Here is a 13981-nt window from a genome sequence, read left to right as displayed (position 1 = left end):
GCCCGCTCGACGGCCGGGAACGGCTCGGTGGTTCGGTGGCTCGGTGGCTCGGTGGCCCAGTGGCTCGGTGGCTCGGTGGCTGGGCCGCTCGACGGCCAGGCCCGCACCGGTCCCGGCTCGGCCCGCCCCGGCTGTACGTACGCCCCCGCTTGCCCCGGCCCGTCGCGGGTGATCGGATGGGTAGCCGATGAGCGATGACCAGAATGAGGCCGAGGAATTCCGCGCACTGCTGCGCGGCCTGCGCGTACCCCATGCGGGCGATCTGCCGGTCTTCGGCCCGGACACAGCCCCGGACGCACCGCTTCCGCTCTTCCGGCGGTGGCTGCGGGAGGTCGCCGAGGCGGGGGAACCCGGCCCGCACACCATGACCCTGGCCACCGCGGACGCCGACCGCCGCCCGTCCCAGCGCACGGTGATGCTGCACGACGCCGATGAGCGCGGATGGCACTTCGGCACCCATCGCACCAGCCGTAAGGGCCGGGAGCTGGCCGAGAACCCGTACGCCTCGCTCGCGTTCCACTGGATGCGGGCGGGCCGCCAGGTGCGCGTCAGCGGACGGGTCGGCGAGGCCGGGCCGGAGGAGAGCGCGGCCGATCTGCGCGGCCGGTCCCCCGCGGCGCTCGCGGCGGCACTGGCCGGGAGCGGACGGCAGAGCGAGGTGCTCGGCTCGTACGAGGAGCTGCTACGGGCCTTCGAGACGGCGCAGGAGCGGGCCGAAGGCGAACCGGACGTGACCGCCCCCACCTGGACCCTGTACGTCCTGGAGGCGGACGAGGTCGAGTTCTACCAGGAGGAGGCGCGGCGGCGGCACGTACGGCTCCGCTACCGCCGCGACCCCGGCGAGCGCGGTGGCTGGCGGCGGGAGCTGCTGTGGCCATAGGGGCGGTGCGGCCGTATGGCGACGACCGTAAGGGTGCGACGAGATGGCGAACGCGACCGTAAGGCGTGCGCCGTTGAGCTGTGCGGCCGTAAGGCGGTCACGCCGTAACGCCAGGCAAGCAACGACCGACTAGACGAGCAGTGGCCGGAAGACGGGAATGGCAGGAGCGTCCCCCTCGGCGGCATCGGCCGCCCGGAACGCCACCCGGAGCCGCATCCCGACGCGCGGGCCGCTCGCCGGGGCCTCGATGAGTTCGGTCATCATCCGCGGCCCCTCGGCGAGGTCGACGACGGCAGCGGTGTACGGGACGCGGGCGCCGAAGGGCGGCAGGTCATTGCGGTGCACCACGGACCATGTGTAGAGCGTCGCGGCGCCGCTCGCCTCCTCCCAGATGACGTCCTCGCTCCAGCAGTACGGGCAGAATTCGCGCGGGTAGTGGTGGGCCCGGCCGCAGTCGGCGCACCGCCGGATCAGCAGCCGGCCCTCGGCCGCGGCGTCCCAGTAGGGGCGGGTGAAGGCGTCGATCTCGGGCAGGTCGAAGCGCGGGGCGCCCGCGGGCGGCGCCGGGCTCACAGGAACAGCCCCCATGCCTCGTCGAGCGACCAGGTCTGCCAGCTCATGCCGAAGAGCCCGACCACGGAGATCAGCACCATCATCGAGTTCTGCCCCTGCTCCGCCCAGTCGTGGATCATGAGCAGGAAATAGAGGAGATTGAGCACGATCGCGCCGACCAGGGCGATGGGGGTCAGAAAGCCGAGCGTCAGACCGAGGCCGAGGGCGAGTTCGGCGTAGACGACCACATACGCCATGACCTTGGGACGGGGTGTGACCACCGCACCGAAGCCGCTGCGGACGAACGCCCAGCGGTGCTTGGCGGCCACGCCCACCGCCCAGCCGATACCGGTGCCGCGCTCGAACCAGTCCTTCTTGTCCTTGTGCCGCCAGCTCTCGAGCCACCACAGGCCGAGTCCGATGCGCAGTACGGCGAGCCATTCGGCCCCGCTGAGCCCGATCGTCCGCATCGTTCCCCACCTCTCCCATCCCAGCGAATCTGACGGTACGTCAGTTTCACGGGCGGGAGGCGGCCCGCGCAAGGGGTCGCACCAGCGGAACAGGGACCGACGGGACACCGGAGCAGCGACCGACAGACCGGCCGTGATCTGTCCGCAATCCATTCGGAATCACTTTGACCGGATCACTTTGACCGAAACCCGTCAAATACCCGGCTACGCTCACCCACATGGCCGACAGCTCCCCCGAGAAATCCTCACCCGTTTATGTGATCGGCGGTGGACCGGGCGGACTCGCCGCCGCTGCCACGCTCAGCCACCGCGGGATCCGCGCCGTCGTCCTGGAGAAGTCCGAGGCGGTCGCCGCGTCCTGGCGCAACCACTACGACCGACTGCATCTGCACACCACGCGCCGGCTGTCCGCGCTCCCCGGCCTGCCGATCCCCCGGTCCTACGGGCGCTGGGTCGGGCGCGACGACGTGGTGCGCTATCTGGAGCGCTACACCGAGCACCACCGGCTGGAGATCGTCACAGGGGTCGAGGTCTCCCGCATCGACCGGTCGTCCGACAACACGGAGTGGGTACTGCGCGCCACGGGCGGCCGTGTGCTGTCCTCGCCCGTAGCTGTCGTCGCCACGGGCTTCAACCACACCCCACGGGTGCCGGACTGGCCGGGCCGCACCGCCTACACCGGTGAGCTGCTGCACGCCGCCCACTACCGCAACGCCCGCCCCTTCGAGGGCCGCGACGTGCTCGTGGTCGGTGTCGGCAACACGGGCGCGGAGATCGCGGTCGACCTGATCGAGGGCGGCGCGGCCCGGGTGCGGCTGGCGATCCGTACCGTGCCGCACATCCTGCGCCGCTCGACGGCAGGCTGGCCCGCGCAGGCGACCGGCATCCTGGTGCGCAGGCTGCCGCGGCGCGCGGTGGACCGGGCGGCGCGGGCGATGTGCCGGCTGAGCATGCCGGATCTGACCGAGCACGGTCTGCCCTGGCCCGACACCGGGCTCTACACCCGCGTACGGGAGGGCGCGATCCCGGTCCAGGACGCGGGGCTGGTCGACGCGGTACGGACGGGGCGGGTGGAGGTGGTCTCGGCGGTCGACTCCTTCGACCTGGACAAGGTGGTCCTCGCCGACGGCTCACGGATCAGCCCCGAGGTGGTGATCGCCGCGACCGGCTACCGGCGCGGCCTCGAGGAGTTGGTCGGTCATCTGGGCGTGCTCGACGACCGCGGCCGCCCCCTCCCCCACGGTCGGCGGACCCTGAAGTCCGCCCCGGGACTGCACTTCACGGGCTATACGAACCCGATCAGCGGGATGCTGCGCGAGCTGGCCATCGACGCCCGGAAGATCGCCAAGACGGTCGCCCGCACGACGGCATGACCGCGGAGCAGGCACCGGGGGCGCGCGACCAGGCGCGCATTCCGCCGCCCCCGCCGTCACCCTGCGTGTTCCCCCCGCCCCGAGCATTCCTGACAGGCCGTCAGTTCAGTAACCTGACTACTGGGTAATGTGACTTGGCGTCAGTTTTGCCGCCGAACCACCCGGTCACCTGCCCGGTTATTGGCCAACGAGCAGGAGTGGCGGATACCGATGCTTGGATCGACCTACGGCACCCTGACCACCAACTCCCGTCATGCCCGCGCCGTCGCCTGCGGGCGCGCCCCCGGCCCCGCCGTGCACGCCTCCAGCAGGGAGGCGGCGGGCGGGACCGTCGAAGGCGCGGACGACGTGGACGTCAGCGGGCGCCCGCTGCACTCCGCCGTCCCCGATCTGGACCGCTTCTTCCATCCCGAATCGGTGGCCCTCATCGGCGCCTCCGACGCGGACGGCCGTCCCAACACCGGTATCACCCGCCAGCTCCTGGCCTGGGCCGAACGCGTCGGCGCCCGGCTGCACCCGGTGCATCCCTCCCGTCCCGCCGTCTTCGGCATTCCGTGCGTACCGTCCGTGGCCGCGCTGCCCGAACCCGTCGACCTCGCCGTCCTCCTCGTCCGTGACCCGCTCCCGGTCATCGAGGAACTCGACGGGAGCAAGGTGAAGTTCGCCGTCGCCTTCGCCTCCGGCTTCGCCGAGACCGGCCCCGAGGGCGCCGCCGCGCAGGCCCGGCTGGCCGCCGCGGCCCGCGGCGCCGGGCTGCGGCTGCTCGGCCCCAACACCAACCTCAACGCCTTCGAGAAGTTCCGCGACGACCTCGGCGGGCCCGCCATCGCCCTCATCACCCAGTCAGGCCACCAGGGCCGCCCGGTCTTCACCCTCCAGGAACTCGGTATCCGGCTCAGCCACTGGGCCCCGACCGGCAATGAGGCCGATCTGGAGACCGCCGACTTCATCTCCTACTTCGCCGACCGGCCCGAGGTCGGCGCCATCGCCCTGTACGCGGAGGGGCTGAAGGACGGCCGCAGCTTCCTCCTCGCCGCCGACCGGGCCGCCCGCGCCAAGGTGCCCGTCGTCGCCGTGAAGGTCGGCCGCACCGAGACCGGCGCCCGCACGGCCGCCTCCCACACCGGCAAGCTGACCGGCTCGGACGCGGTGGTGGACGCGGCCATGCGGCAGTTCGGCGTGATCCGCGTGGACGGCCTGGACGAGCTGCAGGACACGGCGGCGCTGCTCGCCCGCGCCCGCCCGCCGCTCGCCGAGGGCGTCGTGGTGTATTCGATCTCCGGGGGCACCGGGGCCCACTTCTCCGACCTCGCCACCGCTGCGGGCCTCACCCTGCCCACCCTCTCCACCGAGAAGCAGGCCGAACTCCACCAGTGGATACCCGGCGATCTCAGCGTCGCCAACCCGGTCGACAACGGCGGCCACCCGGTCGGCGACTGGCGCGGCCGCAAGATCATCGACGCGATCCTGGCCGATCCCGCCGTGGGCGTGCTGATCTGCCCGATCACCGGCCCCTTTCCGCCCATGAGCGACAAGCTGGCACAGGATCTGGTGGAGGCGGCGGAACAGACGGACAAGCTGGTGTGCGTGGTGTGGGGCTCGCCGGTCGGCACCGAGGACGCCTACCGCACCACCCTGCTGGGCTCCTCGCGCGTGGCCACCTTCCGTACGTTCGCCAACTGCATCACCGCCGTGCGCGCCTATCTGGGACACCACCGCTTCAGCGCCTCCTACCGCTCCCCCTTCGACGACGCCCCACGCACCCCGTCCCCGTCCCTGCGCAAGGTGCGCGATCTGCTGCGCCCAGGAGGCCGCCTGAGCGAACACGCGGCGAAACAGCTGCTGCGGGCGTACGGCATCCGGGTGCCGCGCGAGCAGCTGGTGACCAGCGCCGCCGCGGCCGTCCGCGCCGCCGGGCTCGTGGGCTATCCCGTCGTCATGAAGGCATCCGCGCCGCAGCTCGCCCACAAGACCGAGCTGGGGCTGGTCCGGCTGGGGCTGACCTCGGCCAGCCAGGTCCGCGACACCTATCGGGAGCTCACCGACATCGCCCGCTGCGAAGGTGTCGAGCTGGACGGGGTGCTGGTCTGCCAGATGGTCCAGCGCGGGGTGGAGATGGTCGTCGGCATGAGCCATGACACCCTCTTCGGCCCGACCGTGACCGTGGGTATAGGGGGTGTGCTCGTCGAGGTGTTCCGCGACTCCGCCGTACGCGTCCCCCCGTTCGGCGAGGACCAGGCGCGCGCGATGCTCGCCGAACTGCGCGGCCGTGCCCTCCTCGACGGTGTGCGCGGCGCTCCCGCGGCCGATGTGGACGCGCTCGTGGAGGTCGTGCTGCGTGTCCAGCGCATGGCCCTGGAGCTCGGGGACCACCTCGCCGAACTCGACGTCAATCCGCTGATGGTGCTGGAACGCGGCCAAGGCGCCGTGGCACTGGACGCGCTGGCGATCTGCCGCTGACCGATGGAGCGTTCCCATGACCTCTCCCTCCCCCGAAGAAGCGCTTGACTCCGTTGTACGGCACACCACTGACAACGGCGTCTCGTGGATCACGCTCAACCGCCCCGCCGCGATGAACGCCATCACCCCCGACCAGCGAGAACACTTGATTTCGCTGCTGGACCACGCCTCCGCGGACCCGACCGTCCGGGCCGTCGTGCTGACCGCCACCGGCGAGGGCTTCTGCGCGGGAGCGGATCTGCGCGGCGCACCGGCCGCGGCGGAACGCGTCGCGGGCGATGTCGCCCGGCTGATCCGCGGCGGAGCGCAGCGGCTCATCTCCGCCGTCCTGGACTGCGAGAAGCCGGTGATCGCCGCCGTCAACGGCACCGCGGCCGGGCTCGGCGCCCATCTCGCCCTCGCCTGCGATCTGGTGCTGGCCGCCGAATCGGCCGTCTTCATCGAGGTGTTCATCCGCCGCGGTCTGGTCCCCGACGGGGGCGGTGCGTATCTCCTGCCCCGGCTGACCGGCCCGCAGCGCGCGAAGGAGCTGATGTTCTTCGGCGACGCGCTGCCCGCCACCGAGGCCGAGCGGCTGGGCCTGGTCAACCGGGTCGTCCCGGACGACGACCTGGCCAAGACCGCCCGCGCCTGGGCCGAGCGCCTCGCGGCCGGCCCCACCCGCGCCCTCGCCCTCACCAAGGCGCTGGTGAACGCCTCCCTGGAGTCCGGCCGCCCGGCCGCGTTCGCCGCCGAGGCGGCGGCGCAGGAGACCAACATGACCACGGCCGACGCTCAGGAGGGTGTGAGCGCGTTCGTCGAGCGCCGGCCCCCCGTCTACCGAGGCCGCTGAGAGACCCACGCCGCCAGAGAAGCCAGGAAAGCCGTCACAAAAGTCAGGAAAGCCGTCGGACAAGCCAAGAAAGGGGGACGGGCCATGATGGGACACGCCGGTATGGCCGCCACCGCCGTCCGCTACCTCCGGGCGGTCGGCTCGCCGACCGCCTCCGTACGACCGGTCGAACCGCTGCCCCCGCCGGAGCTGCGCTGTGTGCGCGACGATGAGCGGCCCCCGGTCGACCCCGCCGAATTCCGCCGCGTGCTGGGCCATTTCGCCAGCGGGGTCACCGTGATCGCCACCGTCGACGGGACCGGCCCGACCGGCTTCGCCTGCCAGTCCTTCGCCTCGCTGTCCCTGGACCCGCCGCTTGTCGCCTTCATGGTCGCCCGCACCTCCACGACCTGGCCGCGCATCGCCCGCGCGGGCGTCTTCTGCGTCAATGTCCTGGGCGCCCACCAGGGCGAGCTGTGCCGCGCCTTCGCGGTCAGCGGCTCCCGGCGCCCCGACAAATTCGCGGGCGTCCGCTACGAACCGTCCCCCGTCACCGGCTCACCGCGTCTCGCGGACGTCCCGGCGTGGATCGACTGCGCGGTCCACGCCGTGCACACGGGCGGCGACCATCTGGTCGTGGTGGGCCGCGTCCGGGCCCTGGGAACGGACGAGCCCGCGGCGCGATCGGGGCCGCTGCTCTTCCATCGCGGCTCCTTCGGGGAGTTCACGGCGCTTCCGTGAGCCCGCGCGGCCTTCCGTAAGGCGCCGTACGGCCTTCCGTGGGCCCCGTAAGGCCGCGCGACCCTAGACCGTCGCCGCCGCGGCCTGCGCGTTCGGGCCGCGCCGGATCACCAGCGACATCAGCGCGGCGATCGCGCACAGCGCCCCCGCGCCGTACCAGACCAGGTTGTACGAGCCGAAGGCGTCCCGCGCCATACCGCCCACGAAGGCCACGACGCCGGCTCCCACCTGGTGGGAGGCGAGCACCCAGCCGAAAACGATCGCGCTGTCCTCCCCGTACTGCTCCCGGCACAGCGCCATGGTCGGCGGCACGGTGGCGACCCAGTCGAGACCGTAGAAGACGATGAAGAAGATCATCGGCGGATGCACCGCGTCGTCCAGCAGGATCGGCAGGAACATCAGGGAGAGGCCGCGCAGCGCGTAGTACATGGCCAGCAGCCGGCGCGCGTCGAAGCGGTCGGTGAACCAGCCGGAGGCCACCGTCCCGATGATGTCGAAGACGCCGATGACGGCGAGCAGGCTCGCGGCGGCCGTCACCGGCATGCCGTGGTCGTGCGCGGCGGGCACGAAGTGGGTCTTGACGAGGCCGTTCGTCGAGGCGCCGCAGATCGCGAAGGTGCCCGCGAGCAGCCAGAAGGTGCCGGTGCGCGAGGCCGAGGCGAGCGCCTTGACGGCCCGCCGGGCCGCGCCGCGCCGGGGTGCGGGCCGCGGGGTGGGCGGCCCGTCGGCGCCGTACGGGGCGAGCCCCACGTCCGAGGGGTAGTCGCGCAGCAGCAGCCAGACCAGGGGGACGATCGCCAGTGCGGCGATCGCGACGGTCAGCGCGGCGGGCCGCCAGTCGTGCCGTTCGACGATCCAGGAGAGCAGCGGCAGAAAGATCAGCTGCCCGGAGGCCCCGCCCGCCGTGAGGATGCCGGTGACCAGACCGCGCTGGGCGACGAACCACCGGTTGGTCACGGTGGCGGCGAAGGCCAGCGCCATGGAGCCGCTGCCGAGACCGACCAGCACGCCCCAGCAGAGGATGAGCTGCCAGGGCTCGGTCATGAAGACCGTAAGGCCGCCACCGGTCGCGATGACGGCGAGCGCGGCCGCGATGACCTTACGGATGCCGAAGCGATCCATCAGAGCGGCGGCGAAGGGGGCGGTGAGCCCATAGAGGGCGAGGTTGACGGAGACCGCGAACCCGATCGTGCCGCGCGACCAGCCGAACTCGTCGTGGAGTGGATCGATGAGCAGACCGGGCAGGGAGGCGAATCCGGCGGCACCGATGATCGTCACGAAGGCGACGGCGGCGACCGACCAGGCGCGGTGCGGAAGGCGCGGGAGGGCCCGTCGTGGGGGCCGGTCGGGCTGCTCGCCCTGTTCGGGAGCTCCGGAAAGTTCGGTTGTCTGCGTCACCGGACCAGCATTGAACAGCGGTTCCGTCACGACGAGTGGCCCGTGGGACAGCATTCGCTAGGATCGGGCCACGCCCCTTGAGGGGCCATGTCCGAACGACGGGAGGCCGGAAGTGCCCCAGTCCCCGCCCGGTAAGGCCAACGGGCGCCATCGCGTCGTCGTCCTCGCCCTCCCCGGTGTGATCCCCTTCGAGCTGGGCATTCCGTACCGGATCTTCGGCAAGGCCCGCTCCGTCGACGGCCGGCGGCTGTACGAGGTGGTCACCTGCACCGTCGAGCCCGGTCTGGTGCCCACGGACGCCGACTTCCCGATCGCCGTGGAACTCGGCCCGGAGGCCCTCGCCGAGGCCGACACCATCCTGGTGCCCGCCTCGTACGCACTCGGCCCGGTCCGCGAGGAGGGCCGGATGACCGAGCCGCTCGCCGCCGCGCTCGCCCATGCCCGGCCGGGCGCGCGCTGGGTGTCCATCTGCACCGGTTCGTTCGTGCTCGCCGCCGCCGGTCTTCTCGACGGCCGCCCGGCCACCACCCATTGGTCCAGCGTCGGCCAATTCCAGCGACTCTTCCCGACGATCAAGGTCGATCCGAATGTGCTGTTCGTGGACGACGGCGATGTGCTCACCTCGGCCGGTGTCGCCTCGGGGATCGACCTGTGTCTGCATCTGGTGCGGCGCGACCACGGCACGGCCGTCGCCAACGACGTCGCCCGGCACAGCCTGGTGCCGCCCCACCGCGACGGCGGCCAGGCCCAGTACATCCCGCGCCCGCTGCCCGAGCCCCAGCAGGCCACCACGACGACGGCGCGCGCCTGGGCGCTCGGCCGGCTGGACCGGCCCATCTCGCTGCGGGAGCTGGCCGCCCAGGAGTCGATGAGCGTACGGACGTTCACCCGCCGCTTCCGCGAGGAGGTCGGCGTCAGCCCGGGGCAGTGGCTGACCCGGCAGCGGGTCGAGCGGTCCCGTCATCTCCTGGAGGACACCGATCTGTCGGTCGACCAGGTGGCGCGTGAGGCGGGTTTCGGCTCCCCCGCGTCCCTGCGCCAGCACTTCCAGGCGGCCGTGGGCGTCAGCCCGACCGCCTACCGCCGCACCTTCCGCGCGGGCGCCGAGGCCGGTACGGCTTCCGGCGCCGACGCCCGCGCCTAGGCCCTCCGGCAGGTCTTCGCGGGAAGCGGGACAGGGCCTGGCCCGCTCAGCCCGTCACGGCCGCTTCCGCGCCCCCGAGCCGCCAACTGCGGATGCGCCATCCATGCGGGAACGTTCCACCTGGGCAACGTAACCAGCGGCGCCCACAAGCGGGGGAACGGCGATCGGAAGGCGGGTGAACAGCCCTCGTCGTCAAGACGCCGCCGGAAGTGGTCGGAAGCCCGTCAGAAGGTGAGCACGGCGCGCGCCACCCGGCCGTGGTGGGCGTCGTCGGCTGCCTTGGCGAAGTCCTCCAAGGGGTAGGTCCTGCTGACCAGTTCGTCCAGCAGCAGCAACCCCTGCCGGTAGAGGTCGGCGTACAGGGCGATATCGGCTTGCGGACGTGAGGAGCCGTAGCGGCAGCCCAGGATGGACTTGTCCAGATACATGGAGGAGACGCGAAAGGCCGCCTCGGCGTCGGCGGGCGGCACGCCGAGCAGCACCGCCTGGCCGTGCCGGTCGAGCAGATCGACGGCCTGACGGATGAGCCGGGTCGAGCCGACGCACTCGAAGGCGTGGTCGGCGCCGGTCGGCAGGATCTCCCGTACGGCGTCGGTGGAGGGGACGAAGTGGGTGGCGCCGAAGCGCCGGGCCAGCGGCTCCTTGGCGGGGTTGGAGTCGACGGCGACGACGGGGAACGCCCCGGCGATCCGGGCCCCTTGCAGCACATTGAGCCCGACTCCGCCGCTGCCGATGACGACGACCGACTCACCGCGGTCCACCTTGGCACGGTTGAGCACGGCGCCGACGCCGGTCAGGACGGCACAGCCGATGAGGGCGGCGGAGACGAGCGGGATCTCCTCGGGGATCCGCACCACCTGGACGGCGGTGACGAGGGTGCGCTCGGCGAAGGCGGAGTTCGAGGCGAAGTTGTACAGCCGCTCGTCGCCGCGGCGGAAGGGCCGGGTCGGCCGGCCGATCGCGGCGCGGCACATGGTGGGGCGGCCCCGGGCACAGTCGGCGCAGGTCCCGCAGTTGGCGAGGGTGGACAGCGCCACATGATCGCCGGGAGCGACATGGGTGACGCCGGGCCCGACCTCCTCGACCACGCCCGCGCCCTCGTGGCCGAGAACGGCGGGGAGGGGGAAGGGGATGGTGCCGTCGACGACCGACAGATCGCTGTGGCACAGCCCCGCGGCGGCGATGCGCACCAGCACCTCGCCGGGGCCGGGGTCGCGCACCTCCAGGTCCTCGACCACGCGCGGCGCCGTGCCGTCGAAGATGACGCCTCTCAACCTCATCACCCTTCCGGTGCCTCAGGAGACCCAGACCAGCGACTGGAGTTCGCTGTACGCGTGCAGGCCGAACGAGCCGCCGTCGCGGCCGACTCCGCTTTCCTTGAACCCGCCGAACGGCGTCTCGGGGTGGCGCTGGGCGGTGTTGATGCCGACGTTTCCGCTGCGCAGACGGGCGGCGAGGGTCCAGGCGCGGCCCGCGTCGGCGCTGAAGACATAGTCGTAGAGGCCGTAGGGGGTGGCGTCGGCGATCCGCACCGCCTCGTCCTCGTCGTCGAAGGGCAGTGCCACGACGACCGGTCCGAACAGTTCCTCCCGCGCGACGGTCATCGCGGGGTCGGCGTCGGCGATGAGGGTGGGGGCGACGTAGAAGCCGGGCTTGCGGGCGGGGCGTTCGCCGCCCACGACGATCCGGGCGCCCTGCTCACGGGCGCCGGAGACATACGCCTCGACGCGATCGCGCTGCGCGGCGGAGATCAACGGACCGACGATCGTGGAGTTATCCACAGGGTCCCCGATCTTCAGTGACTCTGCGTAGTGTGTGAGTGCGGCGATGACCTTCTCGTACAGCGATCGATGGACGAGCACACGGGTCGGCGCCGTGCAGATCTGCCCGCTGTGAAAGGAGAAGGTCGAACCGACCGCCCCGACCGCCGACGCGATCGCTCGCTCGTCGGCGTCCCCCAGGACGATGGCCGCGCCCTTGCCCCCCAGTTCCATCAGGGTGCGCTTCATCGACCTCCCCGCGGATTCGGCGATCTTCTTACCCACGGCGGTGGATCCGGTGAAGCTGACCATGTCGACACCGGGGTGCGCGACCAGCGCCTCGCCGGCGGCCGCGCGCGAGCCGGTGACGACATTGAAGGCACCGTCCGGGAGCCCGGCCTCCTTGAGCAGGGGGCCGAGTTCCAAACAGCACAGCGGGTCCTGCGGCGCGGGTTTGGCCACGACCGTATTGCCCATGGCCAGGGCCGGGGCGGCCTTGCCCGCGAGATTCGTGAGAGGAAAGTTGTAGGAGGTGATGCAACCGACGACACCGAGAGGACGGCGGACCGCTGCCGCTCCGATCAGCCCGCCGGGCGCCAGCGGGGTGGCGGCCATGGGCAGCGGGGTGAGCGGCACCGTGTCCGGTTCGAGGGCGCCGCGCGCATAGCGGCGGAAGCGGTCGATCGCCGGGGGCACCTGGAGGGAGGAGGTGACGCGCAGCGTCGCCCCGGTCTCCGCCTGGACGAGGGGCACCAGGTCCGGGGCGTGCTCGGCGAGCAGATCGGCGGCCCTGTCGAGTACGGCGGCGCGCTCCCGGGGGCGGTGCGCGACCAGCCGTCGTACGCGGCGCGGGCGGCCCGGACGGCGGCGTCCACATCGGCCGGGTCGGCCTCGGGGGCATGGCCGACGGCCTCCTCGGTGGCGGGGTTGATGACGGGGTAGTGCCCGTTCCCGGGATCCCGCCACGAGCCGCCGATCCAGTGCGCATAGGTCTTCGTCATCGGCGTGATTCCTTGGGGAGGTGAAGTACGCGCTCGGCGATGATGGTGCGCTGGATCTCGTCCGAGCCGCCGTAGATGGTGTCGGCGCGGGAGAAGAGGAAGAGACGCTGGAAGGCGTCGAGTTCGTACGGCCGGCCGGCGGTCCAGCGCGCCGGGCCGAGTGCGGCCGCGGCGCCTCTCACCTGCACGGCCAGCTCGCCGAGCCGCTGATGCCAGCCGCCCCACAGCAGCTTGGCGACGCTGGGCGCGCCTTGGTCCCGCGGGCCGGGATCCCGTGGGCCGGGGGCCTGGGGGTCCGCGCCCCTCGGGGGGAGGTCATGGGCGGCACCCTTCCGCGAGGCGGGGTCCCGGGCGTCGTTCGGGGCGAGGTGAAGGGCAGGGTCCCGGGCGGGGTTGGGGTTCGGGTTGGGGTTCGGGTTGGGCTTCTGTGCGGCGCCCAGAGTGCGCAGTGCGTTCCAGCGCATGGCCTTGAGCTCGGCCCACTGCCGGATGAGCCGGTCACGCAGGACGGGCTCCTCCGCGGCGCCGGTCTCCAGCGCCAGCCGCACCACCCGGCTCAGCTCCTGGGCGAAGCCGATCTGCTGAACCAGGGTGGAGACCCCGCGCTCCACCGCGAGCAGGCTCATGGCCACGCGCCAACCGTGGCCCGCGCCGCCGACGAGGTGTTCGGCGCGGGCCACGGCCCCGTCGAAGAACACTTCGTTGAACTCCGCGGTCCCGGTCAGCTGCCGGATCGGCCGCACCTCGATCCGTCCCGGCTGGTCCATCGGCACCAGCAGAAAGGAGAGTCCATGATGGCGCTGTGAGCCCTCCTCGGTGCGTGCCAGCACAAAACACCAGTCGGCTTCATGGGCGAGGGAGGTCCAGATCTTCTGCCCGGTGATGCGATAGGTGCCCTCGCCCGGGTCGCGGACGGCGCGGGTCCGCAGCCCGGCGAGGTCCGAGCCCGCGTCGGGTTCGCTGTAGCCCTGGCACCACAGCTCCTCAGCACGGGCGATGGGCGGCAGAAAGCGGGCGCGCTGTGCGGAGTCGCCGTGCGCGAGCAGGGCGGGCGCGAGGAGGTTCTCGCCGATATGGCCCAGTCGGCCGGGCGCCCCGGCGTGGGCGTACTCCTCGGCCCAGACGACCTGTTGGGTCAGCGTCGCGGCGCGGTTGCCGTACGCCCCGTCCGTACGGTCCCAGCCCAGGCCGATCCAGCCGCCCGTGCCCAGCTCGCGTTCCCAGGCGCGGCGGGCGGTCATATCGCCGCGCGCCTCGCCGGGGTGGCCGCCGGGCTCCTGCTTGAGGGCGGCGAACGGTCCGATGAAGTGCTCGGCGAGCCAGTCACGCGCCTCGGCTCGGAACCGCTCGTCCTCCGGTCCGAAAGCGAAGTCCACAGCCTCTCCCCTCGT

At 72.3% G+C, this 13981-nt stretch carries 11 protein-coding genes and 1 pseudogene; 6 read left to right on the top strand and 6 right to left on the bottom strand.

What is annotated here, in order from left to right; genetic code table 11:
• Nucleotides 1-187: 187 nt before the first annotated feature.
• Entirely contained in the window at nt 188-880 is a 693-nt protein-coding gene (locus CGL27_RS28290) for a pyridoxal 5'-phosphate synthase (RefSeq protein ID WP_119990833.1), read from the top strand.
• Between the two features lie 129 nt (nt 881-1009).
• Here CGL27_RS28290 and CGL27_RS28285 read toward each other — a convergent pair whose 3' ends face one another.
• Nucleotides 1010-1468, bottom strand: a complete 459-nt coding sequence (locus CGL27_RS28285; protein ID WP_119990831.1) for a Zn-ribbon domain-containing OB-fold protein — start codon at nt 1466-1468, stop codon at nt 1010-1012.
• On the bottom strand, nt 1450-1902 hold the full coding sequence (locus CGL27_RS28280; protein ID WP_078642995.1) for a DoxX family protein: 453 nt from the start codon (nt 1900-1902) through the stop codon (nt 1450-1452). The genes CGL27_RS28285 and CGL27_RS28280 overlap by 19 nt, the downstream gene beginning before the upstream one ends.
• A gap of 218 nt (nt 1903-2120) precedes the next feature.
• Between CGL27_RS28280 and CGL27_RS28275 the strand changes: the two genes are divergently transcribed.
• The 4 genes from CGL27_RS28275 to CGL27_RS28260 all read left to right on the top strand — a co-directional run bounded on the left by CGL27_RS28275 (nt 2121) and on the right by CGL27_RS28260 (nt 7287).
• The gene (locus CGL27_RS28275) at nt 2121-3275 is read left to right on the top strand and encodes an NAD(P)/FAD-dependent oxidoreductase (protein WP_119990829.1); all 1155 of its coding nucleotides are present in this window, start codon (nt 2121-2123) and stop codon (nt 3273-3275) included.
• 210 nt (nt 3276-3485) lie between these two features.
• Nucleotides 3486-5735 (top strand): acetate--CoA ligase family protein, encoded by a 2250-nt coding sequence (locus CGL27_RS28270; RefSeq protein WP_119990827.1) that lies wholly within the window; start codon nt 3486-3488, stop codon nt 5733-5735.
• A gap of 16 nt (nt 5736-5751) precedes the next feature.
• Nucleotides 5752-6567 (top strand): enoyl-CoA hydratase-related protein, encoded by an 816-nt coding sequence (locus CGL27_RS28265; RefSeq protein WP_119990825.1) that lies wholly within the window; start codon nt 5752-5754, stop codon nt 6565-6567.
• 84 nt (nt 6568-6651) lie between these two features.
• Nucleotides 6652-7287: a flavin reductase family protein gene (locus tag CGL27_RS28260; RefSeq protein ID WP_240450656.1), complete on the top strand. Its 636-nt coding sequence runs from the start codon at nt 6652-6654 to the stop codon at nt 7285-7287.
• Nucleotides 7288-7350: 63 nt separating this feature from the next.
• Here the strand turns inward: CGL27_RS28260 and CGL27_RS28255 are convergent, their stop codons facing one another.
• The gene (locus CGL27_RS28255; RefSeq protein ID WP_346345742.1) at nt 7351-8739 is read right to left on the bottom strand and encodes an MFS transporter; all 1389 of its coding nucleotides are present in this window, start codon (nt 8737-8739) and stop codon (nt 7351-7353) included.
• 58 nt (nt 8740-8797) lie between these two features.
• On the opposite strand from CGL27_RS28255, the gene CGL27_RS28250 reads away from it, so the two are divergent.
• The gene (locus tag CGL27_RS28250; protein ID WP_119990823.1) at nt 8798-9829 is read left to right on the top strand and encodes a helix-turn-helix domain-containing protein; all 1032 of its coding nucleotides are present in this window, start codon (nt 8798-8800) and stop codon (nt 9827-9829) included.
• Between the two features lie 224 nt (nt 9830-10053).
• Here the strand turns inward: CGL27_RS28250 and CGL27_RS28245 are convergent, their stop codons facing one another.
• The 3 genes and pseudogenes from CGL27_RS28245 to CGL27_RS28235 form a co-directional block, all read right to left on the bottom strand.
• The gene (locus tag CGL27_RS28245; RefSeq protein ID WP_119994580.1) at nt 10054-11103 is read right to left on the bottom strand and encodes a Zn-dependent alcohol dehydrogenase; all 1050 of its coding nucleotides are present in this window, start codon (nt 11101-11103) and stop codon (nt 10054-10056) included.
• A gap of 21 nt (nt 11104-11124) precedes the next feature.
• A pseudogene (locus CGL27_RS28240) lies at nt 11125-12590 on the bottom strand (aldehyde dehydrogenase family protein).
• Nucleotides 12587-13966, bottom strand: coding sequence for an acyl-CoA dehydrogenase family protein (locus CGL27_RS28235; RefSeq protein WP_119990821.1), 1380 nt, complete (start codon nt 13964-13966; stop codon nt 12587-12589). The pseudogene CGL27_RS28240 and the gene CGL27_RS28235 overlap by 4 nt, the downstream one beginning before the upstream one ends.
• Nucleotides 13967-13981 lie beyond the last annotated feature (15 nt).

Origin of the sequence: Streptomyces sp. 11-1-2, assembly GCF_003595545.1 — a bacterium.
Lineage (GTDB): Bacteria > Actinomycetota > Actinomycetes > Streptomycetales > Streptomycetaceae > Streptomyces > Streptomyces hygroscopicus_B.
The sequence above is the reverse complement of the archived record's forward strand: the minus strand, read 5'-3'. Positions and strand labels throughout refer to the sequence as shown.

What these genes read in the sequence shown, in the direction of transcription:
- CGL27_RS28290 (WP_119990833.1), top strand. Translation starts at nt 188, where the DNA reads ATGAGCGATGACCAGAATGAGGCCGAGGAATTCCGCGCACTGCTGCGC.
- CGL27_RS28285 (WP_119990831.1), bottom strand. Translation starts at nt 1,468, where the DNA reads ATGGGGGCTGTTCCTGTGAGCCCGGCGCCGCCCGCGGGCGCCCCGCGC.
- CGL27_RS28280 (WP_078642995.1), bottom strand. Translation starts at nt 1,902, where the DNA reads ATGCGGACGATCGGGCTCAGCGGGGCCGAATGGCTCGCCGTACTGCGC.
- CGL27_RS28275 (WP_119990829.1), top strand. Translation starts at nt 2,121, where the DNA reads ATGGCCGACAGCTCCCCCGAGAAATCCTCACCCGTTTATGTGATCGGC.
- CGL27_RS28270 (WP_119990827.1), top strand. Translation starts at nt 3,486, where the DNA reads ATGCTTGGATCGACCTACGGCACCCTGACCACCAACTCCCGTCATGCC.
- CGL27_RS28265 (WP_119990825.1), top strand. Translation starts at nt 5,752, where the DNA reads ATGACCTCTCCCTCCCCCGAAGAAGCGCTTGACTCCGTTGTACGGCAC.
- CGL27_RS28260 (WP_240450656.1), top strand. Translation starts at nt 6,652, where the DNA reads ATGATGGGACACGCCGGTATGGCCGCCACCGCCGTCCGCTACCTCCGG.
- CGL27_RS28255 (WP_346345742.1), bottom strand. Translation starts at nt 8,739, where the DNA reads ATGCTGTCCCACGGGCCACTCGTCGTGACGGAACCGCTGTTCAATGCT.